Source organism: uncultured Demequina sp. (assembly GCF_913055775.1).
Classification (GTDB): Bacteria; Actinomycetota; Actinomycetes; order Actinomycetales; family Demequinaceae; genus Demequina.
On record NZ_CAJXJX010000025.1, the window covers coordinates 1 to 24,660 of the forward strand.

The 24,660-nt window shown below is 68.0% G+C and carries 19 protein-coding genes; 11 read left to right on the forward strand and 8 right to left on the reverse strand.

Annotated features, from left to right (window positions below; all coding sequences use genetic code 11):
* Positions 1–795: 795 nt before the first annotated feature.
* Positions 796–1,620 (forward strand): IclR family transcriptional regulator, encoded by an 825-nt coding sequence (locus tag QZ483_RS04020; protein ID WP_297081700.1) that lies wholly within the window; start codon positions 796–798, stop codon positions 1,618–1,620.
* 43 nt (positions 1,621–1,663) lie between these two features.
* On the opposite strand, the gene QZ483_RS04025 is transcribed toward QZ483_RS04020, so the two are convergent.
* Positions 1,664–1,960: a hypothetical protein gene (locus tag QZ483_RS04025; RefSeq protein WP_297081701.1), complete on the reverse strand. Its 297-nt coding sequence runs from the start codon at positions 1,958–1,960 to the stop codon at positions 1,664–1,666.
* A 39-nt stretch (positions 1,961–1,999) separates the two neighbouring features.
* On the opposite strand from QZ483_RS04025, the gene QZ483_RS04030 reads away from it, so the two are divergent.
* The gene (locus QZ483_RS04030) at positions 2,000–2,539 is read left to right on the forward strand and encodes a CGNR zinc finger domain-containing protein (protein WP_297081702.1); all 540 of its coding nucleotides are present in this window, start codon (positions 2,000–2,002) and stop codon (positions 2,537–2,539) included.
* Complete coding sequence (locus QZ483_RS04035) at positions 2,536–2,871, forward strand: DUF952 domain-containing protein (protein ID WP_297081703.1); 336 nt, start codon at positions 2,536–2,538, stop codon at positions 2,869–2,871. Before QZ483_RS04030 ends, QZ483_RS04035 begins: the two co-directional genes overlap by 4 nt.
* 13 nt (positions 2,872–2,884) lie before the next feature.
* Here QZ483_RS04035 and QZ483_RS04040 read toward each other — a convergent pair whose 3' ends face one another.
* Positions 2,885–4,159 (reverse strand): hypothetical protein, encoded by a 1,275-nt coding sequence (locus QZ483_RS04040; RefSeq protein ID WP_297081704.1) that lies wholly within the window; start codon positions 4,157–4,159, stop codon positions 2,885–2,887.
* 803 nt (positions 4,160–4,962) lie between these two features.
* On the opposite strand from QZ483_RS04040, the gene QZ483_RS04045 reads away from it, so the two are divergent.
* The 3 genes from QZ483_RS04045 to QZ483_RS04055 all read left to right on the forward strand — a co-directional run bounded on the left by QZ483_RS04045 (position 4,963) and on the right by QZ483_RS04055 (position 6,844).
* Complete coding sequence (locus QZ483_RS04045; RefSeq protein ID WP_297081705.1) at positions 4,963–6,093, forward strand: class I SAM-dependent methyltransferase; 1,131 nt, start codon at positions 4,963–4,965, stop codon at positions 6,091–6,093.
* A 74-nt stretch (positions 6,094–6,167) separates the two neighbouring features.
* Complete coding sequence (locus QZ483_RS04050; RefSeq protein ID WP_297081706.1) at positions 6,168–6,596, forward strand: iron chaperone; 429 nt, start codon at positions 6,168–6,170, stop codon at positions 6,594–6,596.
* A gap of 26 nt (positions 6,597–6,622) precedes the next feature.
* Positions 6,623–6,844 carry an SCO4848 family membrane protein gene (locus tag QZ483_RS04055; RefSeq protein ID WP_297081707.1) on the forward strand — a complete coding sequence of 74 codons (222 nt, stop codon included), beginning with the start codon at positions 6,623–6,625 and terminating at the stop codon, positions 6,842–6,844.
* A gap of 13 nt (positions 6,845–6,857) precedes the next feature.
* Here QZ483_RS04055 and QZ483_RS04060 read toward each other — a convergent pair whose 3' ends face one another.
* Positions 6,858–12,623, reverse strand: a complete 5,766-nt coding sequence (locus QZ483_RS04060; protein WP_297081708.1) for a CshA/CshB family fibrillar adhesin-related protein — start codon at positions 12,621–12,623, stop codon at positions 6,858–6,860.
* Positions 12,624–12,806: 183 nt separating this feature from the next.
* Here QZ483_RS04060 and QZ483_RS04065 point away from each other — a divergent pair, with 183 nt between their 5' ends.
* The 4 genes from QZ483_RS04065 (at position 12,807) to QZ483_RS04080 (ending at position 16,559) form a co-directional block, all read left to right on the forward strand.
* Entirely contained in the window at positions 12,807–13,718 is a 912-nt protein-coding gene (locus QZ483_RS04065; RefSeq protein WP_297081709.1) for a pseudouridine synthase, read from the forward strand.
* Between the two features lie 106 nt (positions 13,719–13,824).
* Entirely contained in the window at positions 13,825–14,895 is a 1,071-nt protein-coding gene (locus tag QZ483_RS04070) for a metal ABC transporter substrate-binding protein (protein ID WP_297081710.1), read from the forward strand.
* A gap of 9 nt (positions 14,896–14,904) precedes the next feature.
* Entirely contained in the window at positions 14,905–15,792 is an 888-nt protein-coding gene (locus QZ483_RS04075; protein WP_297081711.1) for a metal ABC transporter permease, read from the forward strand.
* Positions 15,789–16,559, forward strand: a complete 771-nt coding sequence (locus QZ483_RS04080; RefSeq protein ID WP_297081712.1) for a metal ABC transporter ATP-binding protein — start codon at positions 15,789–15,791, stop codon at positions 16,557–16,559. The genes QZ483_RS04075 and QZ483_RS04080 overlap by 4 nt, the downstream gene beginning before the upstream one ends.
* Positions 16,560–16,754: 195 nt before the next feature.
* Here QZ483_RS04080 and ychF read toward each other — a convergent pair whose 3' ends face one another.
* On the reverse strand, positions 16,755–17,840 hold the full coding sequence (gene ychF, locus QZ483_RS04085; protein WP_297081713.1) for a redox-regulated ATPase YchF: 1,086 nt from the start codon (positions 17,838–17,840) through the stop codon (positions 16,755–16,757).
* A gap of 256 nt (positions 17,841–18,096) precedes the next feature.
* Here ychF and QZ483_RS04090 point away from each other — a divergent pair, with 256 nt between their 5' ends.
* Positions 18,097–18,357 (forward strand): hypothetical protein, encoded by a 261-nt coding sequence (locus QZ483_RS04090; protein WP_297081714.1) that lies wholly within the window; start codon positions 18,097–18,099, stop codon positions 18,355–18,357.
* Positions 18,358–18,396: 39 nt separating this feature from the next.
* Here QZ483_RS04090 and QZ483_RS04095 read toward each other — a convergent pair whose 3' ends face one another.
* The 4 genes from QZ483_RS04095 to QZ483_RS04110 all read right to left on the reverse strand — a co-directional run bounded on the left by QZ483_RS04095 (position 18,397) and on the right by QZ483_RS04110 (position 24,638).
* Positions 18,397–20,190 carry an ABC transporter ATP-binding protein gene (locus QZ483_RS04095; protein ID WP_297081715.1) on the reverse strand — a complete coding sequence of 598 codons (1,794 nt, stop codon included), beginning with the start codon at positions 20,188–20,190 and terminating at the stop codon, positions 18,397–18,399.
* A 2-nt stretch (positions 20,191–20,192) separates the two neighbouring features.
* On the reverse strand, positions 20,193–21,176 hold the full coding sequence (locus tag QZ483_RS04100; protein WP_297081716.1) for an ABC transporter permease: 984 nt from the start codon (positions 21,174–21,176) through the stop codon (positions 20,193–20,195).
* 47 nt (positions 21,177–21,223) lie between these two features.
* Positions 21,224–22,741: an ABC transporter permease gene (locus tag QZ483_RS04105; protein ID WP_297081717.1), complete on the reverse strand. Its 1,518-nt coding sequence runs from the start codon at positions 22,739–22,741 to the stop codon at positions 21,224–21,226.
* Positions 22,742–22,886: 145 nt separating this feature from the next.
* Positions 22,887–24,638, reverse strand: a complete 1,752-nt coding sequence (locus QZ483_RS04110) for an ABC transporter substrate-binding protein (RefSeq protein ID WP_297081718.1) — start codon at positions 24,636–24,638, stop codon at positions 22,887–22,889.
* Between the last annotated feature and the right edge of the window lie 22 nt (positions 24,639–24,660).

Here is a 24,660-nt window from a genome sequence, read left to right on the forward strand (position 1 = left end):
ACGAGTCCGCGACCCATAGCGGTGCTGCGGAACAACCTGCGGCTGAGAAGACCAGAAACGCCATAGACAAGGCACGTGAGAAATCAGGCCGCTTCTTGAAAGCCGGCGCCCCCCACTTACAGGCTGACTGAAGACCAAACTTGACACCGCTACAAGCACTCATGACGGCGACCTTCCAATTTCTCGCACTGCAAGATGCGTTCTGCCTTCCAATGATCATTGCCTCTCCTGTGTACCATTAGGCGCAACGTTTGTTCCAACTGCTAGGATACTACCGGTTTCAGATTCTCGGCGCAATCCGCATGTATCGATCAACCATGATGACCATTTCACTGCACCACCGCTTGCTCGCCTCGTTACCGACAACTGGCCATGAGAACGTCATTTTGGTTGGTTCCCTTCTGGGGGGTGGCGGCCACCCACCGCCGCATTCGACGAAAGCATTGGGTCTTGCGCCTGCAGGTTTTCGTGCCAACTTACCGAGGCTCGAATACTCCTTATAGGCGTTGATGCTTGAATTTGTACTACTCCTTGGTATCATATTCCCATTTGGTTGGCTCTAGCCGCTCGCCTGAACATGGTCGAGCTTGCCGGTGTTCGGAAAGCTGTGCGCGAGCCCATTCTTGAATTGGCGGCTATCCACCCAGGTTGCGCCAAGCACCAGCAGAGCCACTGACCGACTTTGACCCAAGATGTCTTAGCCACACGATGACGCCCTGCCTCAGGAGCCGAGCATGTGGGGGTTGGCGAGCTTCACCTGACATTTAGGCATCCCGATAGCGGAGGAATATTTTTTTGGTTCCCAAAACTCCTTCAACGGCTACTTCGCGCTCAAAAGCTTCGTCGCAACCGAGCAGCCGCTCGATCTCACGTACCTGTGCAATATTGCGGTTGCTGGGCGACTCCGGCGCCGAAGGGGCATCGCTCATTGAGGTTGCCGAAGCGACGGGCCTGCCCAAGAGTTCGGCGCACCGCTACTTACTGGTATTGGAATCTGAAGCGTTTGTCGAGCGTGACCGGCGGACTCAACGGTATCGATTGGGAATCGATTTCTTGTCGCAAGAGCCGAATCACATAGAACGCCTCACACAAAAAGCACGACCATTGCTTGAAAAAGCACGGGATAAGTGGGGTGAGACCGCCAACTTGGGAATGCTTGTTGGTCATACAGTCACTTATTTAGACATTATCGAAGCACCTACGGCTGTTCGACTCTCTGCCCGAATCGGGGAAAAGGACTTTGTTCATTCAACGGCACTCGGCAAGGCTATCGCGGCGAACTTGCCTGAAAAGGAAGTTCGAGCAATTCTGCGAAAGACGGGCATGCCCAAACGTGCTAAACGGACAATTACTCAACGGCAGCAATTCATGGCCGAACTCGAGAAGATTCGCAGTGTCGGCTATGCGGTTGACGACCGGGAGAGCGAAGATGAAGGGCGCTGCGTGGCCGTATTTGTTCCAGGCCTAAGCGCACCAGTTGCTGTCAGCATCAGCGCAATTGCGTCGAGACTACCGGCCTCAAAGGTCGCAGAAGTCGCCGAGACGCTTCGCGCAATCGCCGAGAATCTGACCCTCGAAGAGGTACCCCGCATCTTGCCTCCCAAATCCGGCTCGCGATGAACCCTGGTTGTCGACTGCTCGCACGTATCCTCGAATCCAAACATCAGATCAGATGAACCTGGTGAACTCCGAGTCGCCTGATATCGGCTTTCGACCACCGATTGCCACAACATGCGAGCACGCCCGGCACCACCAGGACGACCGCGGCGATCGCGACCCGCACGAGCGTCGCGGTGCCCGCTGTCCAGCCCACGTCGAGGAGCCCGCGCCCCAGCGACCCGGACATGCCGAAAGACGCCGCAGAGATGAGCGCGAACACCAGCCCGGAGGCGAGGCGGCTGTCGGCGACGCGCCGCGGACGCCCGCGCACGGCGCGAACGTCATGAGTCAAAGTGGCCATGGCTCATGACAGTAGCGTCCGGTTTGGTAATGTGTCAAAGTGGCTTTCGCAACTGACACCGTCGAGGCGCTCGAGGCCGCCGCTTTCCTCGCGAACTCCGAGCTCGAGCCCGACACGATCACGACCATGGACGAGCTCGTCGCGTTCTTCGACGACTTCCACTACTCGGGTTCGCGGCCATCCGGCGCCGACCTCGAACCGGTGCGGGCCATCCGCTCGCGCGTGCGCGCGCTGTTCAAGGGGACCCGGGATGCCGCGGTTCCGCTCGTCAACGCGATCCTCGCGGAGGAGCGGGCGCTCCCCCGCCTGGTGCGACACGACGGCCGCGACTGGCACATCCACGCCACCAGCGACCACCGCCCGCTCGCGGAGCGCATCCTGGTCGAGACCGCCATGGCGATGATCGACGTGATCCGTGCCGACGAGTTCCAGCGCTTCGGGAAGTGCGAGATGGATGACTGCGACGGCGTGGTCGTGGACCTGTCGCGCAACCGCTCGCGCAAGTACTGCTCGGTGACCTGCACCAACCGCGCCGCGCAGGCCGCGTATCGCGCCCGCCAGGCGGAGGAGGCGTCGTGACCGAGATCCTTCACGTCGCGTTCCGCGAGGCATGGGCCGATGCTGTGGCCGGGGCTCCGTACCTGGCGTCCGGCCGCGGCATGACGGTCGCGGACGAAGGCTTCGTCCACTGCGCCACACGCGCGCAGCTCGACGGCGTTCTCGCGCGCCACTACGACGGCGTGGCACGCGAGAAACTGCTGGTGCTGGCGATCGACGCCGATGCGGTGGCGGCCGACGGCGTCGAGCTCCGGTTCGAGAACACCTCGGGCGGCACCGAGCTCTTCCCCCACATCTATGGCGAGCTGCGGCCCGCGTGGGTGACGCGAACGGAGCCCGCACCGGTCGAGTGACCGGAACGCAGTCTCAGCTGCGCACTCGCCGATCGTGCCGCACCAGCCACACGCCGGCGGCGATGAGCAGGGCCGCGGACAGCGCCCCCGTCCCGTTCGACCACCCGGTGTCGGGCAGGGTGGGCGCCGCATCCTCATCGGGCCCGACCGAGGGAGCCGGGTCCGATGAGGGGACCGGCGAGGGTACCGGCTCCGGGATCGGCGCAACAGCCGGCACCACGACCTGCGCAGGAGCGACCGCCTCGAGGGTCTGAGGGTCATCCGGGAGCCCCGGCAGGTCGAAGGAGGGCGGCGCGACCCATCCCTCTGGCACCTGTACCACGCCGCTGTAGCCAGCGGCCTCCTGCGGAAGCTCGATCGAGTAGGTGCCGTCCGAGGGCTCGACGACCACCGTCAGCTGCTCGTCGTCGATGCCGAGCACCGGCTCGCCCGTAGCATCGCTGATGGCGATGGATGTGCCCTCCGGCACCCCTCCGCTGGCGCCATCGACCTCGACCACACCTGACACCACGACCTTGGGCGCGGGAGCGGCGAGCCAGAACTGCGCGGTGGGAGCCCCGTCACGCACGCCGAACGTGATGACCAGGGAGTCGATCGCGCGGGTCGGCATGAACCAGCCGTACGCGCCGGACGTGTCGCGTCCGGCGGCTGGAGCGCCGGGGAGCGAGTTGCCGCGCAGGGTTCCGGACACGTAGTTGACGCCGTCGAAGCTCTCGGGAGCCGTGACCCAGATGGGCTGGTCCGTGTACGGTCCGGCTCCGCACGTGCTGGGCTTCGGGGAGAACGCGCAATAGTTGCCCGCGCCCTGGAAGCCCAGCTCCTCCGGCGTGAGGGGATCGGTCTGCGCCGGCCCGCCGAATGCCCGAATGAAGGCCCAGTCGGCATCGATGTCGCCGAGCGCGAAGCCCCAGCCGGACGGCTGAGGTCCGGCGAACTCGAAGGTCGTCGTCGAGTTCCCTCCACCCGGTGCGGGCGCGATGGTGAGATAAGGGTGTGACCGCGTGGACCCGAACTCCGCGCCGAAGGCCGTGCCGTCGCCCAAGAACGCCGACTCCCCGCTTGGAGCACGGAACACGCGCGCCGTGCTCTCCACCGTGATCGCCGGGAAGCCGGCGGAGTCCGGCAGGATGGCTTCAGCGGTGAAGGCTCCGGCACTGCCGTCGACGCTCCATGCGGCCACGACGCCCACCTCGTCGGGCTCCACAGCGTGGGCGGGCGCTGCGACCGCCAGAACGCCAATGCTCACCACGCCCATCGCCACACCTGTCCAGGCTTGTGGTAGCTGCATGACGAGATTGTCGCACAGGCGCCCGATGTACCGTTGCCTGCGCCACCGCATCGGCTGTCCGAATTGTCACGACTTTGCAAAGACCTCTTGTGGCGGATCCTGTCGCGGGTCTAGTGTCAACGACGGCCCATCAGCCCCAGCCGAGAAGGAGGTGCATGAGAATGATTTCCGCGAACCGCAGCATTGCGATGACGCCCGTGCGCCTGCCCATCGGCCGCGCATAGCGCCAGCTCCCGGCCCCCGCCTCGGCGCGGACTCCCACCACGCCCCTGCGGCGGCCGTCGCCATGGCTTGATGCCATCTCCCGCGCCCCGGCGCAACCCCGTCCACGCGCGCACGCCGCGCCTCGACGCCACATTCAGCACCATCAAGCAAGGAACAGTGCCATGCACACCATCGATCCCGCGATGATGCTCGCCGTCCATCATGTCGAGCGTCGTCACCTCACTGACGAGGGGCACGGGCGCCCGGTCCGCCGCAGTCGCGTTCGCCGCGCCGTCACGGGGCGAGCACGCGCGATCCAGGTCGCCGTGCTCCGCCGGGCGTACGTTCGCGCTCGCGCCGCGCAGGCCCGGGCTCGCGCGCACAGCGGTGCGCGTCCGGCGTAGCCGGCGACGTCCGTTTGCGTCCCCCTCACCCAGGGCCCCGTCCGGCCTCCGCCGGGCGGGGTCCTGGCACGTGACACCGCATCGGCTTTCCTCAGGAGGCCCTCAGGCAGCGCCCAAGCATCGAACCCCTGCGCCATCGCACAGTGGTGGAACCGCCGCAGACCCCGCGGCATCCCACGACAGACGGAGACCCCGATGACGCTGCTCGAGACCGAACTCACCGCCACCACCGCCCGCGCGCCCCAGCGCCGCTGCTCCGGACTCACCGACGAGTCCGAGCACATCGCTGTCCGGGGATGTCACGTGCTGGGCCGCGACTCGCTCGGAGTCGCGGCGCACGTGGTGCGCACCGCGAACTACGCTGCCGAGCGCGACCCCTGCGGCTACCAGCGCGTGATGGACGCCGTCGACCGACAGCTCGGCGTGCTCGCGGAGGCCGGGATCGAGCGCTCGCCGCGACCACGGCTGGGCGCTGATGGCCGCGCGCATCTCGCCGCTCTCAACCCCGTGCTGGACGAGTGGTGGGGTGACGGCCCGGCGCCCGAGGGCTCTGAGTTTCAGTTCGGGTACCTGCGACGCTGGCGCGACCAGGTGCCCTCAGCGGCCGCACTGTGGCCGTTGCAGCACCCCGGCGACCCGGTGCTGCCCGGCGCACGCGGCGCGATCCCGAACGCCGACGACTGGGCGGCGCTCACCCACACGTGGGACGCGATCGGGATCCGCTCCCGCGGCGCCGTGGTGTCCGCGCTGCTGCGCGACCGCTTCGCGGACGGCGGTCCCCGAGCCTGGCTGTCCCTGGGCAGCGGAGCGCTGTCGCCGCTCATGGATGCCGCGCGCGAACTGGCCCGTTCGGGCTCACCGTGCATGCTCGAGGTGCGCGACGGCGACGAGCGCGCGCTGTCCCTCGCCGAGACGCTGTCGGCGCGCGCCGACGTTCCCGTGTTCACCCAGCAGCAGGACCTGTACGACCTGCACGCCATCGAGCGCGCGGGCGAGGGCTACGACCTGGTCGACCTCGTAGGCCTGTTCGAGTACCTGCCCGATGAGCCGATGTTCACCGGCTCCGCCCGGGTGCCGTCTGCTTCCGAGATGCTTCGCGCCGCGCTCTGCGCCACGCGGCCCGGGGGCGCGGTCGTCCTGGGCAACATGCGCACCGACCGCCCGCACCTCGACTTCGTCACGCGGATCATCCAGTGGCCGTACATCGTGCCGCGGTCGCTGGAGGAGCTCGTCGCCGTGATCGACCAGGCCGGCGTCGCGCGCGAGCGCGTCACGCTGCACCTGCCCGACGACCAGGTCTACGCGGTCGCGACCATCGAAGCGTGAAGCCCGCTCCCCGGCCGCGCCTTCTGCCGTCGTCGGCGCTAGCCTGGCCTGAGTCCATGCGGACGGAGGCGGAGATGAGCGACAGCGGGTGGTCCGAGGCCGAAAAGGCCGCCATGCAGGCGCGGGCGGAGGAGATGCGGGCCGAGCGTGGTGGCAAGAAGAAGGCCGATGCGCTCGCCGACCTTCTCGCCAAGGTCGCCGAGATGCCGGATGACGAGCGCGTCATGGCCGAGCGGCTGCACTCGCTTGTCATGGAGACGGCTCCGCAGCTCGAGCCGCGCACTTGGTACGGGATGCCGGCATGGTCGCTGGGCGGCAAGGTGCTGTGCTTCTTCCAGCCGGCCACCAAGTTCGAGTCGCGGTACTCGACGTTCGGCTTCCAGGATGTGGCGCGGCTCGACGACGGCGCGATGTGGCCGGCGTCCTTCGCGTTGGTGTCTCTGGGCGCCGAGGAGGAGCGGACGATCACGGCGCTGGTGGAGCGGGCCGTTCGGGGGTCGTAGCGCGCCCCGGAGGCTAGCCTTGCCGCATGGTTCTCGCGCTCAGCATCGTCCTGCTCGTCAACGCACTGTTCGCGTTCGCGGTGTGGCCGCGCTTCTTGAAGCGGATCGCGGCAGACGAGCGCTCGACTGACCCCGCGGGTGGACGCACGAAGGTCTACACCGTGCACCTCGTGCTGATCGCGACGGCGCTCGTGCTGGCGGGCGTGTCGGCTGCAGCGGGCGTGGCGGGTCTCGTCTCCGTCGCCTGAGATCCCCCGCGCCTCAGTCCCGACGGCGCCGGGCCACCAGCAGGAGCAGCAGACCCATGAGGGCCGTCACCGCCGCCACGAGCGCCAGCGGCAGCACCGTCGCGCCGGTCGACGAGAGCGCGCCGCCCGCCGTTCCGGGGCCGCCGGAGGCACCGTCAGCCTCCTGAGCGGGACTCGCGCACGCGGACGTCGCCGGCGGGTACTGGACCGTGACGCTGTACTCCGGATTGACCTCGAAGCGCACCTCGACGCCCTCGCGCGTCCACGCGAAGTTGCCGTCGGTCGCGACGTACGTGCCGTCGTCCAGGAGCTGATAGCCCGGCCACTGCTTCACGGCGCCGTCCGCGGCTCCCGGCCACAGCAGCCTGCCGGACAGCGCGAGGTTCGTGACCACGTAGTCCTCACCGTCAGGGTTGACGAACGTGATGGTGAGCGGAGCCGCGCCCTGGTCCGGGAACCCCTCGGGAAGCGTCACCGCGTAGTCGAGGTACGGCGAGTCGGCGATGCAGATGCTCGCGATGGCCTCGGCCACCAGCGGCAGCTCCTCTTCCACGATGATCGTGAGCGAGGCCGTCGCCTGCTGACCCTCAGCGTCCCGAACCGTGTACTCCACGGTCACGGTGCCCACGAAGCCCTGCACCGGCGTGAAGGTGTAGCCACCGTCGGGCTCGATCGTGAGCTCGCCGCGGCTCGGGTCGACGGGGTCGTGACCGACAACGGTGAGACCCGTACCGGCATCGTTGAGGAGCACGCCCTGCGAGGCGTCCCGGGTGACCGGGGTGCCTCCGGCCGTGGTGGCAGAGTCATCGGTCGCCTGGGGGTCGACCGTCACGGTGACCTCGACCGTGATCGGCTGGCCCTCGGCGTCCTGGGCGTCGTAGGTGTACGTGTCCGTGCCGGAGAAGCCCGGCTCCGGGGCATACGTGACGCCGCCGTCGGGCTCGAGTGCGACGGTGCCGTGGGCACCATCGGTCGTCGACACGATCGCGAGGCCGGCGCCCGCATCGTTGCCCAGCAGCACGCTCGACGCCACCGTGACCGGCGTCCCCACGGTCGTCGAGACCGCATCGGCCGTGCCGACGGGCAGCACCGTCAGCGTCACGGTCGCCGTGGCCTGCTGGCCATCAGCGTCCTCGACCGTGTAGGTGAAGGTGTCCGTGCCGGAGAAGCCGGCCGCAGAGGTGTACTCGACCGAGCCATCACCCTGCAGCACAGCCGTGCCGTTGCCGGGCTGTGTGATCGACACCACCGACAGGTCCGACCCCAGGTCGTCATCGATGAGGTCGCCGGCCGAAACCATCACGGGAACGCCCGCGTCCGTCGTGGCGGAGTCGTCACCCGCCGTCGGCGTCACGGTGATGGCGAGCGTCGCGGTCGCCGTCTGGCCATCGGTGTCCGTCACCGTGTAGTCCGCGGTCGCGACACCCGAGAAGCCGTCGGCAGGGGTGAACGCGTACGAGCCGTCCGCGTTGATGGTGAGCGAGCCCTGAGAGGCAGGAACGCTGTCATGGCTCGTGACCGTCAGGCCCGTGCCACCGTCGTTGGCCAGGACCCCCGCCGCGGCGGAGCGCGCCAGCGCGACCTGGGCGGCCGTCGTCGCGGCATCGTCGCTCGCGTCGATTCCGACGGCGATCGTGAGCGTCGCCGTCGCCGTCAGCCCGTCGGCGTCCTCGACCGTGTACGTCGACGCCACGATGCCCGAGAAGCCCGCCGCCGGCACGAGAACGTACGAACCGTCAGGGTTGATCGAGAGCGAGCCCTCCGATGGGTCGACTGCTGTGTGGCCCGTCACGGACAGTCCGGTGCCGGCGTCGTTCGCGAGCACGCCCGCGGCGGCATCGCGGGTGACCGGTGTCTCGAAGCTCGTGGAGTCGACGTCGTCGACAGCCGTCGGGGACACGTCGACCGTGACGGACGCGGTCGACTGCTGGCCCTCCGCGTCCTCGACCGTGTAGGTGAAGGTGTCCGTGCCGGAGAAGCCAGTGGCAGGCGTGTACTCGACTGAACCGTCACCGTGCAGCACGGCAGAGCCGTCGGTGGGCTGCGAGATCGACACGGCTGACAGACCCGACCCGAGGTCGTTGGCGATGAGGCTCGACTCGGCGACCGTCACCGGGGTGCCCGCCTGCGTGGAGGCGCTGTCGTCGTTCGCGACCGGGGTCACGTCGATCGTCAGGGTCGCGGTGGCCTCCTGACCGTCGGCGTCCCGCACCGTGTAGTCCGCGGTGACCTCACCCGAGAAGCCTGCAGCGGGCGTGAACGAGTACGAGCCATCCGCGTTGATCGTCAGAGCGCCTTGACCCGCAGGCACCGAGTCGTGGGTCGTGACGCTCAGGCTCGAGCCCGCATCGTTCTGGAGCACGCCCGCGCTGGCGTCACGCGTGAGCGTGGCCTCAGCGGCCGTCGTGTCCGTGTCGTCGACCGCGCCGATGCCCACGGCGACCGTCACGGTCGCGGTCGCCGGCTGGTCGTGCTCGTCGAGGATGTCGTAGGTGAAGCTCGCCTCGCCCGAGAACCCGGGGGCCGGCGTGAACACCACCTGGCCGAGCACGATCTCCGCCGTGCCGCCCGTGGCGGCGCCCACGGCGTCGAGCGTCACACCGCTGCCGAGGTCGTCACCGATCAGGTCCGCGATCTCCAGCGAGAGCGTGGTGCCCGACGGCGTCGTGAAGCTGTCGTCGACCGCGACCGGTGTCACGTCGATCGTCAGCGTCGCGGTCGCGGTCTGACCGTCGGCGTCCTCGACCGTGTAGTCAGCCGTCACCGGACCCGAGAACCCCGCCGCAGGCGTGAACGTGTATGAGCCGTCCGTGGCAATGGCGAGCGTGCCCTCAGCCGGGGAGATGAGGTCGTGACCCGTCACCGTCAGGCTCGAGCCGCCGTCGTTGTCCAGCACGCCCGCGCTGGCGTCACGCGTGAGCGTGGTCTCCGCCGCCGTGGTGTCCGCGTCATCAACGGCGTCGATGCCCACGGTGATGGTCAGCGTCGCCGTGACCGCCTGGCCCTCGGCGTCCTCGGCCGTGTACGTCGAGGTGACGACACCCGAGAAGCCCGAAGCCGGGGTGAACGTGTACGAGCCGTCGGCGTTGATCGTGAGCGAGCCCTCCGACGGATCCACCGGCGTGTGCCCCGTGACCGCGAGGGTCGAGCCCCCGTCGTTCGCCAGCAGACCCGTGGCCGCGCTGCGGGTCACCGTCACGCCGTGACCGGTCGCGGCCGCATCGTTCGCTGCCGTGGGCGTCACGGTGACCGTGACGGTCGCCGTCGCCTGCTGACCCTCGGCGTCCTCGACCGTGTAGGTGAACGTGTCCGTGCCCGTGAAGCCGGCCGCCGGCGTGTACTCCACCGAGCCGTCAGCCTGCAGCACGGCCGAGCCGCCGCTCGGCTGCGTAATCGACGCGACGTCGAGGCTCGCGCCCGAGTCGTTGCCGATCAGGACGGCCTCGGCCACGGTCACGGGGGTGTTGACCGGCGTCGACGCCGTATCGTCACCTGCGGCGGGCGACACCGTGACCGTGACGGTCGCGGTGGCCTGCTGTCCCTCGGCGTCCTCGACCGTGTAGGTGAACGCGTCGGTGCCGGAGAAGCCTGCGGCGGGCGTGTACACCACGGAGCCGTCGCCCTGCAGCACGGCCGAGCCGCTGCTCGGCTGCGTGATCGACGCGACGTCGAGATCCGTGCCCTGGTCATTGCCGGTCAGGCCAGCCTCGGGCACGGTCACCGGGGTGTTGACGGCGGTCGACGCCGCATCGTCAGCCGCCGTGGGCGTCACCGTGATCGTGAGCGTGGACGAGTCCGTGTCACCCGAGAGGTCCTCGATCGCATAGCCCGCGGTGACCGTGCCCGAGAAGCCCGAGGCGGGCGTGAAGACGTAGGAGCCGTCGGCGTTGATCGTCAGCGAGCCCTCCGATGCGGGGACCGCGTCGTGGCTCGTGACGGTCAGGTCGCGGCCCTGGTCGTTGACGAGCACACCTGTTGCCGAGCCGCGGGTCAGCGTGGTTTCGGAGGTCGTGGTGTCGGTGTCGGGCGACGCGGCAATTGCCGCCTCCACCGTGGCCGATGCGGCGACGGGATCTGCGAGTTCGGTCGCCGTCGCGGAGGCAGTGTTGGTGACGAAGCCCGCGGCGACGTCGGCGGCGGTGACGTCGTAGGTCGCGGTGCAGGTCCTGGACTCGTCCGGCGCGAGCGAGGACCACGAGCAACCGCTCACCGTGGCCGTCGGGTCCGCGACAGCGATGTCGGTGAGCGGCATGTTGCCGGTGTTCGTCACGGTGAGCGTGAAGGTTAGGGGCTGGCCGTCCTCGACCGTGCCGCCGGTCGCGACCTTGTCGAGGTCGAGTGCCGGGGTCTCGGGCCACTGCGCCGTGAACGCGTAGTCCTCGACCTCGCCACCGGTGGCGACGCCGGTGGGGGTGAGCTCCGCGGCAGTCGGGGCGACGCGCAGGCGCAGGAACGTCGGCTGCGCCGCCAGCGCAGGAACGTCCGACGGGACCGAGAAGGTGAGGGCGACGGTGCCGCCACCCACGGGGCAGGTCTCAACCGCGGAGCGCTCCGATGCGTCGAAGACGCCGTCCGCATCGAAGTCGAGCCAGCCGGCGACCACGCCGGTCTGGGAGGCCGTGGCGTGGCACGTCACGCCCGGCACGGTCAGCGACGCCCCGGGCGTCACCGTGAGATTGGCGGGGAGCGTCACTCCGTCCTCATCGTCGGTGGCCTGGGCGTCGTCACCGAGCGCGTCCGCCGAGTACTGCGGCGCGGCCTCGAAGTCGACGGCGGATCCGAGTCGAAGAGCCTGCTGGCTCTGGTCCGCCAGCGTCATGCCGAAGATGCTCTGACCGTTGCCACTGACGTAGGCAACCGGCTCTCCCCCGGTGAAGCCCGTCTGGTTCAGCGCTCCCGCGGCACCATAGCTCGCCGGAGCATCGCCGAAGTCGAGGTCGAACATCACGCCGAGCGCGATCGCCTCGGTTCCACGCCCCGCGAGGGTGACATCCGTCGCCTCTGAGACACCATCCATGAACGCGACCGCCGTCGGGTTGGGCCGCAGCGCGGCGTTGGATCCCTCGCAGTTGGTGTTGAGAGCGCCGTAGAGGCGGAGCGTCTTGGTGCCCGCGGCGGACGTGTGACGCGCGTAGAGGTCGTTGGTGCACGACCCACCCCGGATCCGGTCGATGACTCGCCACGTGCCGTCGCTCGTGATGGTCGCGCCCACGTACTCGTGGTGGGATCCGCTGTAGATCGAGGACTCGGCCGAGGCCATCACGAGGCCGGCGAGATCGACCGGCGTGCTGCTCGCGCCCTGGTTCAGCACCGCGTCGCACGCGAAGTCGAAGTCCACGGTGTTGCCGTCGTGGTTGTTGGCGATGCCGGAGACGAGCTGGTTGGCGCTCTCGGTTCCACCGACGTTGTAGAGGTCGTCGAGCCCGTCGCCGCGCCAGCTTCCGCTGCTGTAGGCGCGCAGGAGGCCTGCCGACTCCGCTCCGCTCCCGCGGGTGCGCTGCACATCGCTGAGCGTGCAGGTCACGACGATCTCCTGGTCGCCCAGGTCGATGGTCTCCGTGGTCGTGATCTCTCCCGATGCATCGGGGATCAGTGCCTCGTCGGCGTCTCCCCACGTGATCCACTCGACGCCCGGAAAGCGGGCGGTCCCGCCGGTCGCGGACGCCGCCTGCACGGCAGGAGCGGTCGCCACCGGAACGACGACGGCCGCGACGAGCGCGGTGAGCACAACGGTAGAAAGCGTGCGCGCGCGCAGGCGCGCCAAAGCGGCATAGATCACGTGTGAGTCCCTCAACTGTGGCGGGAACACGGCCATCGGTCCCGCGGATCGCTTGACCCTAGCAGGCGCGACGGCCCGGAGGCACGCATATGACGCGCCTGTGTTAGCAGAATCACATCGGTGTCATGCGGCGGCTCGTACGATGCTTGACGTGCCCGTACTCCTGACCCGCGCTTCGGCCTGATGCCCCCGCGCTCTCCGCTCCCGCAGCGCGACGGCCTCGACGCGGCATGGATCCGCACGCCGCAGGTCGAACCGGGCGCGGCATGGGGGACGATGCGCGAGTTCCTTCTCGACCGGCTGCCGGCGCAGGCGCCGGTGGAGGAGATGCTCGCGGCCGGCGAGTTCGTCAACGACGCGGGAGAGGCGTGGCGAGGCGACGAGGGCTACTGTCCGCACGTCTTCGTGTGGTTTCATCGGCGGCCCGCACCCGAGGTGCCGGTGCCCTTCCCGATCGACGTGATCGAGCAGCACGAGCGCTACGTGGTCGTCGACAAGCCGCACTTCCTCGCGACCACCCCACGGGGTGCGCACGCGCGCGAGACAGCGCTCGCTCGACTGCGCGTGCAACTGGGCCTGCCAGAGTTGGCGCCCGCGCATCGGCTGGACAGACTGACCGCCGGCGTCCTGCTGTTCACCACGCGCCGCGAGCATCGCGGCGCGTACGGGCAGCTGTTCCAGGACCGCCGGGTGTCCAAGACCTACGAGGCGTTGGCTCCGTTCGACCCTGCACTCGCGTTCCCGCGCAGGTTCGTGAACCGCATCGAGAAGCGGCGCGGCGTGCTGCAGGCGCAGATCGTTCCGGGCGAGCCCAATGCCGAGACGCTGGTGGAGATCGTCGAGGTGCGGGGCGCATGGGCGCTGTACCGGCTCACGCCGTCGACCGGCCAGACCCATCAGCTGCGCGTGCAGATGTCCGCGCTCGGGCTGCCGCTCGTGGGCGACCCTCTGTATCCCGCGATCGTGGACGTGGCGCCCGACGACTTCTCGCGGCCCCTGCAGCTGATCGCCCGGCGGCTGGCGTTCGCCGACCCGATCGATGGAGTCGAGCGCGCATTCGAGAGTCCTCGGGCGCTGGCGTGGCCCCCGCCGTAGCCCTGGAGGCGCGGCGTCGGCGCACCACTGTTTTGCTCCGCAGACGCGGGCTCTGATATCGTGTTTGGGAATCATTCTCATGCTCAACTAGATCGGAACCTCGATAATGCGCCCCACCCCTTCACTGGTCGCAGTCTCCGCTGTCGGCCTCGTGCTCGCCGGATGCAATTCCGGCAGTGACACCGCCGCGGATGACACCGCGGTGGTCGCCACCACCACGATGCTCGGAAGCGTCGTCGGCGACATCGTGGCCTGCGCAGGCGGCACGGTGGAGACGCTTATGCCCGTCGGGGCCGACCCGCACGACTTCTCCGCCTCGTCCGCTCAAGTCGCGTCGGTCGTCAACGCCGATCTGGTGGTCGCCAACGGCTTCGGCCTCGAGGAGGGGCTGACCGATGCCCTGGAGAGCGCGGAGGCCGATGGCACGACCGTCCTCGAGGTCGCACCCCAGGTCGACCCCATCGAGTTTGGAGGTGGCGACCACGACCACGACCACGACGAGGAAGCACACGACGAGGAAGCGCACGACGAGGAAGCGCACGACGAGGACGGGCACGACCACGACGAGGAAGCACACGACGAGGACGGGCACGACCACGACGAGGAAGCACACGACGAGGACGAGCACGAGCACGACCACGACCACGGCTCGATGGACCCGCACTTCTGGCACGACGCGGCTCGCATGGCCGAGGGAGCCGAGCTGATCGGTGCCGAGCTCGCCGATCAGACCGGCGTCGAGGCCTACGCGACCTGCGGCACCGAGGTCCACGACGCCCTGATGGAGACCGACGAACAGGTCCGCGAGATCCTGGACGCGGTTCCCGCCGAGCAGCGGGTGCTGGTCACCGACCACGACGCCTTCGGGTACTTCGCGCAGGCGTATGACTTCGAGGTCGTCGGCACCGTGATCCCCAGCGGATCCACCCTCGCCGATCCCTCGAGCCAGGAGCTGAAGGAACTGGTCGAGACGATCGACGCCGAGGGCGTCCCCGCGATCTTCTCCAACAGCGCGGAACCGACCGAACTCATCGATGCCGTCGCGGCCGAGGCCGGGACAGATGTCGAGGTCGTTGAGCTGTACGTCGGGTCGCTCGGTCCGGAAGGCTCCGGAGCGGACACCTACGCCGGCATGGTCACGACGAACGCGCAGCGCATCGCCGACGCGCTCGGCTAGAATTCCGCAATGGAATGGCTGGTGGAGCCGTTCGCCCTGGGCTTCCAGCAGCGCGCCCTGCTCGGTGGGGCGATCGCCGGAGTGATGTGCGCCGTCGTGGGCACGTGGCTAGTGCTGCGAGGGCTGAGCTTCTTCGGTGACGCGTTCGTTCACGGAATCGTCCCCGGTATCGCACTCGCGATCCTGTTGGACTTCTCGCCGCTCGTCGGCGCGGCGATCGCTGCCGTGGTGATGGTCGCCGGTATCGAGTTCGTGAGCAGGCAGACGGCGTTGAAGGAAGACACGGGCATCGGCCTGCTGTTCGTCGGCATGCTCGGGCTTGGCGTCGTGATCATCTCGCGTACCGATTCGTACTCAGGAAGCCTCACCACGATCCTGTTCGGGGATGCGCTTGGGGTCACGCCCGCCGACCTCGTCATGCAGAGCGTCCTCGCGGTGGTCGTCATCGCTGTCGCGGTCGCGCTGTACCGGCCGCTGCTCGCCCTGGCGTTCAACCGGGGCAAGGCGCAGGTGCTGGGCATGAATCCGCGACGCACGCACGCCCTGATGCTGGCGTTGATCGCCGCCGCGGTCATCGGCAGCTATCAGGCGGTCGGCACGCTCCTGGTCTTCGGGCTCCTGGTCGGACCCCCTGCCACCGCCGCGCTTGTGGCGCGCACAGTGCCAGCGATGATGGGGATCGCGATCGGCATCTCCCTGTTCTCCGTGTGGGCAGGACTCGTGCTCAGTTACTACCTCAACACTGCCGGCTCGGCCACGATGGCCGTCGTGCCGATCGTCCTGTTCTTCCTCACGCTCGTGGCGGTCACGATCACCCGCAAGTACCGTCGAGCGTCCAGCTCGGTCGCCACTTCGGGCGGCTCGACGTCGGCGGCGTCCGTGGAGTCGGCTCCGTGAACGCGGCCGTAGAGGCGCGCGGGCTCGCCCTCGGCTACGGTTCGCGGACCGCTGTCGCGCCCTCGGACTTCACCATCCCCACCGCCGCGATCACCGCCATCATCGGCCCCAACGGCTCGGGCAAGTCCACGCTCATGCACGCGATCGCAGGTGCGCTCACACCACTGTCCGGCGAGCTCACGGTCCTCGGGGAGTCCCCGACCGCAGCCCAGCGCCGCCTGGCATACGTGTTCCAGTCGGTCGACGTGCCGACCGGCACTCCGCTCACGGTCCGCGAGACGGTCGGCATGGGCCGCTACGCGACCCTTGGCATGTGGCGGCGCCGCCGGGCCGTCGACCGCGATCGCGTCGCGGCGGCGATGGCGGAGCTGGAGGTGACCGACCTCGCCGCCCGGCACCTCACCGAGTTGTCGGGCGGGCAGCGCCAGCGCGTCTTCGTCGCCCAGGGCATCGCTCAGGATCACGAACTGCTGATGCTCGACGAGCCGCTCACGGGGCTCGACCTCAACTCCGCGCGCACGATCGATCGCATTCTGCATGCCGACCGCGACAAGGCCGGGGCGGTCGTGCTCTCGACGCACGATCTGGACGAGGCGTTCTCTGCGGACCACGTCCTGCTCATGAACGGGCGAGTCCTGGCTTCGGGTCCGCCCCAGCGGGTCCTCACGCGCGAGAACCTCGAGACGGCCTACGGGTTGGGTGCCTTGCACGAGCACCGCGATGCCTTCCTCGACGACACCGACGGGGCCGCCGGCGCCTCGCACTGACGCGGGAGAACTGTGCGCCAGTCGCTTGGGCGTGAATGTGCCGAGGTGTACTGCCGCAGAGTGCCATAGAGCAGCGCCTTGGACGCTCCGCTCAGCCGCGCCGTGTCTTCGCGGTGACTCCACGCGCGTTGCACGATGAGGACCTGACCGAGGTGGAGTGCACGGAACAGCACTCACCAGGGAGTGTCGAGGGTCCTACACGTTGAACCTGAACTCCACCACGTCGCCGTCGTGCATGACGTAGTCCTTGCCCTCCATGCGCACACGGCCGGCGGCCTTCGCATCGGCCATCGAGCCGTGCTCCATGAGGTCCGCGAACGACACGACCTCGGCCTTGATGAATCCCTTCTCAAAGTCCGTGTGGATCACGCCGGCGGCCTGCGGGGCGGTCGCGCCCTTGGGGATGGTCCACGCGCGCGACTCCTTGGGGCCAGCCGTCAAGTAGGTCTGCAGGCCCAGCGTGTCAAAGCCGATGTGCGCGAGCTGGTCCAGGCCAGACTCGGTCTGGCCCGTGGACTCGAGCATCTCGCGGGCCTCGTCCTCGTCGAGCTCGATCAGCTCCGACTCGAACTTGGCGTCGAGGAAGATCGCCTTCGCGGGCGCGACGAGCGCCTCGAGCCGCGCCTTCTTGTCCTCGTCCATGAGGCCGGCGTCGTCGGTGTTGAAGACGTAGATGAAGGGCTTGGTGGTGAGCAGGTTCAGCTCGCGCAGATCCGCTGTATCGAGACCTGCTGCGGCGGCGCCCGCATAGAGTGTCTGGCCGGCCTCGAGGATCTCCTTCGCCTGGCTCACGGCGGCGAGGAAGTCGGGCGAGGCCTTCTTGGCCTTGACCTCCTTGTCGAGCCGCGGCAGCACCTTCTCGATCGTCTGCAGGTCCGCGAGGATCAGCTCAGTGCTGATGGTCTCGAGGTCGCCGGCCTCGTCCGTCGACCCCTCGACGCGGGTCACGTCCGAGTCGTCGAACGCGCGCGTCACCTGACAGATCGCATCGGCCTCGCGGATGTTCGCGAGGAACGCGTTGCCCAGACCCTCGCCCTCGGAGGCGCCCTTGACGATGCCCGCGATGTCGACGAACGACACTGTCGCGGGGACCTCGCGCTCCGATCCGAAGACCTCGGCGAGCTTGCCGAGCCGCGCGTCCGGCAGCGGGACCACGCCCACGTTGGGCTCGATGGTCGCGAACGGGTAGTTCGCGGCGAGCACCTCGGCGCGGGTGAGAGCGTTGAAGAGGGTGGACTTTCCGACGTTGGGCAGTCCGACGATTCCGATAGTGAGAGCCACGGCAGACCAGTCTAGTTGCCCGCCCGCGCGAACTGCGCATCGGCCATGTCTGCCCGTCTCGCGGCGTCGCGTGCCTCACACCACACACGTGTGACGGAAGGCGCCCCTGCGGCTCCTGAGGTCGCACACCCGGCACTGTGGACTCATGAGCAACAGCCGTGTGTTGGGGGGCGGGCAGTGCGAGGGCGCGGGCAGGCGGAGGGCCGATGCGGTGGGCACCGTGGCGAGGGCCCTTCCGCAGGCGTAGTGTCACTCCATGAGCGAACTCGGGTCGATCTTCAACCCCGGCGAGGCCGAGATGGCGCAGGAGTTGGCCTCGGAGAAGATCCTGCCCGCACCGTCACCCATCGCGGGCGACCCGCCCTCCGACGATGAGGGCGAGGCCGTCATCCCACTGATTCCGGGCGCGCTCGGGTGGGCGATGCCGCCCCAGCAGCCGGTGATCCGCCGTCCCGAGGAACTCGAGGACGAAGACGAGGACGCTGACGCCGAGCGGAGCCGCAGCAGCAGCGCCTGAGGCGCCACCGCATCGGCGCCGCGACCGGGCACCGATGCGCTAGTTGCCGCCGGACACTCCCGGAGGCATCTGGCCCTCTCCGCCCGCTGAACCGCCCATGAGGTCCTTGCGGTCGGGCGCCTCGTCGAGGTGCAGGCCGTGGTCCTCTTCGCCGATCTCCTTCATGAAGTCGTAGCGCTCGAGTCGACGCTGGCGCTGCTCCTCCGGGTCCGGCACCGGCGCGGCCATGAGCAGTCGCTTGGTGTACTCCTGCTGCGGGTCGGCGAGCACCTGGTGGCGCGCACCCTGCTCGACGACCTTGCCGTCCTTGAGCACCACGACGTGGTCGGCGAGCATGTCGATCACCGCGAGGTCGTGGCTCACGAATAGGCAGCCGAAGTTGTACTGCTCCTGGAGATGCGTGAACATCTTGAGGACCGAGGCCTGGACGGAGACGTCGAGGGCAGAGGTCGGCTCGTCGGCCACGAGGAGCTCGGGATCCAGGCTGAGCGCGCGCGCGATGGACACGCGCTGGCGCTGGCCGCCCGAGAGCTCGTGCGGGTACCGGTTGGCCACGTCGCGCGGGAGTTCCACGGCGTCCAGCAGCTCGGCCACCTTGTCGCGGCGCGACTTGCTCGTGCCGATCTTGTGCACGTCCATGGGCTCGGCGATGCAGTCACCCACGGGCAGGCGCGGGTTGAGCGAGCTGGCCGGGTCCTGGAAGACCACGCCGACGCGCTTGCGCAGCGCCTTGAGCGGCTTGCGCCTCATCTTCGTGATGTCTTCACCGAGGATCGCGACCTCGCCGGAAGCGGCCGGGATGAGGCCCAGTGCGCAGCGCGCGATCGTGGACTTGCCGGATCCCGACTCACCCACGAGACCCACGATCTCGCCGCGCTTGACACTCAGCGAGACGCTGTCGACGGCGCGGAAGGGCTCCTTGCCCTGGCGGTGGTACTCCACGACAAGGTCGTTGACCTCGAGGGCCTTGGGGCCCTCACCCTGGACCACAGGAGCGGTCTCACCGCGCGAGCCCAGACGAGGCACGGCGTCGAGGAGACGCTTGGTGTAGTCGTGCTGGGGCTGGGTGAGCACCTCGCGTGCAGTGCCCTGCTCGACGATGTCGCCCTTGTACATGACGGCCACGCGGTCCGCCATGTCCGCCACGACGCCCATCGAGTGGGTGATGAGCAGGATGCCGGTGTTGAGTTCGTCCTTGAGGGAGCGCAGCAGGTCGAGAATCTCGGCCTGGACGGTGACGTCAAGAGCCGTCGTGGGCTCGTCAGCGATGATCACCTTGGGGTCGCACGAGAGCGCCATCGCGATGACGATGCGCTGGCGCTGACCACCCGAGAACTCGTGCGGGTACTGGTACAGCCGCTTCTCCGGGTCAGGGATGCCGACCATCGCCAGCAGTTCGATCGCACGGGCGTCCGCGGCCTTGCCGTATGCCTTGCCGTGGAGCTCGAGAGCCTCGACCATCTGCGTGCGCACGCTGAGCACGGGGTTCAGCGCTGTCATCGGCTCCTGGAAGACCATGGCGACGTCGTCGCCGCGCATCTTGCGCAGGGCTCGGTCCCCCATCGTGTCGACGCTGTTGCCGGCGACGTTGATCGCGCCGTTAACCGTCGCGTTGCGAGGCAGCAGGCCCAGCGCAGACGTCGAGGTCACGGACTTGCCGGAGCCGGACTCGCCGACCAGCGCGAGCACCTCGCCGGGACGCACCTCCAGCGAGATGCCCTTGACCGCGTGGACCTTGCCGAACTCGGTGTTGAACTTGACGTCGAGGCCGCTGAAGGACAGGACCGTTCCGTCGTCGATCGGCTGGGGCGTGGAGTTCTCTACAGTCGTCATGATCAACCGTCCTTGCCCTGGCGCGGGTCGAACGCGTCCCGCAGACCATCGCCGATGAAGTTCACGCTGAGCGCGATCGCGAGGATGAAGACACCCGGGAACCAGAACAGCCACGGACGCGACGTGAACGCGGTCTGGTATTCACTGATGAGCGAGCCCAGCGAGATGTCCGGCGGCTGGACTCCGAAGCCCAGGTACGACAGCGCCGTCTCGAGGAGGATCGCCGACGCGATCGCGAACGTCGTGGCCACGATGATGACACCCACGGTGTTGGGCAAGATGTGGCGCAGGATGATGCGCCAATTGCCGGTGCCGATGGCGCGGGCGGCGGAGACGAACTCGCGCTCGCGCAGCGACAGCACTTCACCACGCACCAGTCGCGCGAGGCCCGTCCAGGTGACGGCCGCGAGCACCAGGGCGAACACGAAGATGCCGGAGTCGCCCGCGATGCGTCCCAGGACGGCCGCGAAGACCAGCAGCGGAATGATGATGAACAGGTCGGTGACACGCATCAGCAGGCTCTCGGCCCAGCCGCGGAAGTATCCGGCGACCGCGCCGATCACGGTGCCGATCATGGTGGACGCGATACCCACCACGAAGGCGATGATCAGCGACACCTGCGTGCCGCGCATCACTCGCGCGAAGTAATCGCGTCCGGTGGAGTCCTGGCCGAACGGGTGCTCGCCCAGGTAGAACCAGCCGATCGTGGGCTTGCCGCCGTTGAGAACGGTGCCGGTGGACGTGAAGTCCTTGTCCCACCAGCCGGAGATGCCCCCGATGCCGATCGACGTGAACGCGAGCAGCGTGATGAAGATCAGCACCGCGAGACCGGCGATGGCTCCCTTGTGGCGGAAGAAGCGCCGGCGAACCAGCTGGCCCTGGCTGTAGGACTTGTCCGTGAACTGGGGATCGTCGATCTCGGATCCCGCGTGCGGCAGCGGCTCAGGAGAGCCCTGCATGGCCGAGTCGCGCCTGTCCTCACTCATGAGTGACTCCGTTCTGCGCGGCGGCGGTGATGGCGATGCTCATGCCACTACCTCCTGATCCGCGGGTCGAGGGACGCGTACGCGAGGTCCGCGAGGAGGTTCATGATGACCGCGGCCGTACCGGTGACGAGGAAGAACGCCATCACCGGGTCGGGGTCGACGTTTGCCAGTCCCTCCCGGAACATCGCTCCCATGCCTCGCCAGCCGAACACCGTCTCCGTGATGACCGCGCCACCGATCAGGGCGGCGAAGTCCAGCGCCACGATGGTCGTGATGGGGATCAGAGCATTGCGGAACGCGTGCTTGGTGATCACGGTGCGCTCGGACAGGCCCTTGGACCGCGCGGTCCTGACGTAGTCCTGGTTCATGGTCTCGAGCATCGAGGAGCGCGTGTACCGGGAGTAGGTCGCGACCGACACGAGGGTCAGCAGGATCGACGGCAGGATCAGCTGCGTGCCCCAGTCGAGAGTGGTCTCCCAGAAGTCGCCCTGGAAGTTGGGGGTGGACGCGCCGATCGTGGAGATGGGGCGGGACTTCAGTTCGAGGAAGCCCCCCCACGCGTACACGAGGTGATCCGTGAACGTCATGCCCGCCATGAAGACCGCGGTGACGGCGGCAAGGCCCATTGCCTGTCCCCGCGAGTAGCCGCCCAGGAAGTAGCCGGCGACGAGGCCGACGACCACGGCCGACGCCAGCAGCCCGAACAGCAGCCACCAGTTGGGCTCCTCGAGCAGCGGGTCGAGCGCGAAGTACAGGACGGAGCCCACGGCCACCGTGGCGAGCGTCGAGTAGAGAACCTTCCGGTTGCCCAGGCCGCTGATGAGAGCAGTCAGTCCGACCGCGAAGGCAACGGACACCAGGATCACGATCACCGGACCGAGTGCCGGGCTACGCCACCATCCGACGTAGGTGAAGTACAGGAGCGCGATGATCGCGAAGGCCGCGGTCGAGCCAGCGGTGAAGAGGCGGCGCTTCATCGGGCCGCCCATCACACCTTGGAGGATGAAGCCCAGGACCACTCCGACTATCACCGCTTGCAGAGGCGATATCTGTGGATCCGCTATCCAGTCGTTGAACCGGATGGCGCCATACTCCTTGAGGAGCACTGCGGCCCAGAACACGGGCAGCGAGAAGAACAGGAAGGTCAGGAACGTCACGACGTAGTCGAAGCCGGAGTACTGACGGATCGCGGTGAGGATACCGACGATGATGCCGATGATGATCGCAGCGAAGGTGGCGATCGTGACGAGTCGCAGCGTGGCGCTCGCGGACTGACCGAGCATCGACAGTACGTCAGTTCCGGAGCGGTCAGTGCCGAGGTCGCAGTTGCCGGTGAAGCAGCCGGCGACGCCGGTCAGCCAATCCCAGTACCTCTCGTACCAGGGATTATCAAGCCCCATCGTGGCGATACGGCCCTCGATGAGGACCTCACGGTTGTTCGCAGTCGACTGACGAAGGTCTTCGAGCGGGTCGCCCGAGTTGATCGTCAGGATGTACATCAGGAACGAACCGACGAGCAGGACCCCGAAGGAGATCGCCAGGCGCCTGAGGATGTAGCGCGTCATGAAAAGACTTCCTCTTGGACAGCAAGCTGACTGCTCGCGACGCCGCGCGTTCGACGGCGATGTCTGCAGTCACCTCACGTGTGACCGGTGGGGTGGGGCCGCGAAGCCCCACCCCACCGGCGCGTGCTGAGCTAGATGATCCAGGTTAGCGGACCCAGTCCTCAGCATTCCACGCGATACCCGACTGCGCCGGGTTGGGGATCACGTTCTGGATCGACGAGTCCCAAGCCGCGACACCGGGGTGCGCGAACAGCGGGATGCCGAACAGCGAGTCCCACAGCTCGGCCTCGATGGTGACCAGCTGCTCGAACTGAGCGTCCGAGTCGAGAGTCGCCGTGAGGGTGTCCCAAGCAGCGTCGACGGTGTCGTTCGAGTACACACCGAAGTTCTGCGGACGGTCCGTCGCGTAGATGTTCTGACCCGAGGTGATCTGGCCGGAGCCCGACCACGCGAACATCGCGATGTCCCAGTTGCCCGAGCCGAGGTCGGCCGAGAAGAACTCGGTCGAGCCGTTGTCGATGATCTCGAAGCCGGCCTGGTCGCACGAGTCCTTGATCAGCGCCGCGACGTCGGTACGACGCGGGTTCGGGGTGTTGTAGCCCAGGCGGACCTGGACGGGCGTGTCGACGCCGGAGTCGGCGATCTTCGCAGCAGCGCCCTCGATGTCGACCTCGTCGTAGCGACCGTCGTAGGAGGCGGACACGAGGTCCTCGTAGCCCTCCTGGAACGGCAGGCGCTCACGGGCGTTCATGACCTGAGCCTCAGGTGCGGTCGGGGCGATCAGGTTGTCGACGATCAGCTGACGCGGAACGCACATGGCGAACGCCTCACGCAGCTCGAGGCTGTCGGCGAACGTGGTGCCCTCGGCGAAGTTGAAGTCGAGGTGCTCCCACACGAGCGTGTCGAAGGTGCCGACGGTGACGGCGTCGCCGATGGCGGCAAGCTGGTCGAGGGTGTCGACCGTGGCCTGCGGCTCGATGACGTTGAGGTCACCGTTCTGCAGCGCCTGCACGTGGGTGTCGGCCGCCGCGAAGCGGATGACGAGGTTGCCGGTGGCAGGAGCGTCGCCCCAGTAGTTCTCGTTCGGGACGAGCGTGATCGACTGACCAGCCTCCCACGAGCCGTAGGTGTACGGGCCCGAGGACAGAGCGATGGCCGGGTCGGGCAGCTCACCAGCGACGGGCGAGAGCCAGCCGGTGTTCCAGAACTCGGCGACGGGCGCGAGGGTGTCGGTGTCGCCAGCCTCGATGGCCGTGACCATCTCCTCGAGGGTGATGCCACCCTGCTCGGCCGCGATGTGCGCCGGGAAGTCGACGACCGTGGTCAGCATGTAGTCCGGGTACGGGTCGGCGTACTCGATGGTGAAGGTCTTGCCGCCGGGCTCGCCCTGCGGGCCATCGGCGACGCGGTCGCCGTAGTCAAGGCCGCTCACGTGGTTGAAGAGCGCGACGGGTCCGTCCTCGCCCTCGACGGTCAGCGACTGCGCTGCCCAGGTGAGGAGCACGTCCTCGTACTTGATGGGCTCACCGTCGGACCAGACAGCGTCCTCGTGGATCGTGTACTCGACGATCATCGGGTCCTCGGAGATGAGCTCGACGTTGCCGAAGTCCTCGTTGACCTGGATGCCGGCGTTCTCGTCGAAGTACGTGAACGTCTGGCGCACGCGCTCGTTGACCAGCGAGTTGTACGACGAGTAGGTGTCGGGAGTCAGCTCGTTGTAGCCGTCCCACTCGTCCTCACCGATCGACAGGTAGATGGTGTCGTCGTTCGAACCGGACGCAGCCTCCGACGTCTCCTCCGCGGCGGGAGACTCGCTGGTCTCCTCGTCACCGGAATCCGACGTGCACGCTGCCAGGGCGAGGGTGGAAGCGGCGAGCGCGAAAGCGGCGAACTTCATTTTTGGTACTTCTCCAGAAGGG

Coding starts and splice junctions, on each gene's coding strand:
- QZ483_RS04090 (WP_297081714.1), top strand. CDS start 18,097: ATGAGCGAACTCGGGTCGATCTTCAACCCCGGCGAGGCCGAGATGGCG.
- QZ483_RS04025 (WP_297081701.1), bottom strand. CDS start 1,960: ATGGCCACTTTGACTCATGACGTTCGCGCCGTGCGCGGGCGTCCGCGG.
- QZ483_RS04105 (WP_297081717.1), bottom strand. CDS start 22,741: ATGACGCGCTACATCCTCAGGCGCCTGGCGATCTCCTTCGGGGTCCTG.
- QZ483_RS04095 (WP_297081715.1), bottom strand. CDS start 20,190: ATGACGACTGTAGAGAACTCCACGCCCCAGCCGATCGACGACGGAACG.
- QZ483_RS04110 (WP_297081718.1), bottom strand. CDS start 24,638: ATGAAGTTCGCCGCTTTCGCGCTCGCCGCTTCCACCCTCGCCCTGGCA.
- QZ483_RS04065 (WP_297081709.1), top strand. CDS start 12,807: ATGCCCCCGCGCTCTCCGCTCCCGCAGCGCGACGGCCTCGACGCGGCA.
- QZ483_RS04070 (WP_297081710.1), top strand. CDS start 13,825: ATGCGCCCCACCCCTTCACTGGTCGCAGTCTCCGCTGTCGGCCTCGTG.
- QZ483_RS04100 (WP_297081716.1), bottom strand. CDS start 21,176: ATGAGTGAGGACAGGCGCGACTCGGCCATGCAGGGCTCTCCTGAGCCG.
- QZ483_RS04040 (WP_297081704.1), bottom strand. CDS start 4,159: ATGCAGCTACCACAAGCCTGGACAGGTGTGGCGATGGGCGTGGTGAGC.
- QZ483_RS04055 (WP_297081707.1), top strand. CDS start 6,623: ATGGTTCTCGCGCTCAGCATCGTCCTGCTCGTCAACGCACTGTTCGCG.
- QZ483_RS04050 (WP_297081706.1), top strand. CDS start 6,168: ATGAGCGACAGCGGGTGGTCCGAGGCCGAAAAGGCCGCCATGCAGGCG.
- QZ483_RS04045 (WP_297081705.1), top strand. CDS start 4,963: ATGACGCTGCTCGAGACCGAACTCACCGCCACCACCGCCCGCGCGCCC.
- QZ483_RS04075 (WP_297081711.1), top strand. CDS start 14,905: ATGGAATGGCTGGTGGAGCCGTTCGCCCTGGGCTTCCAGCAGCGCGCC.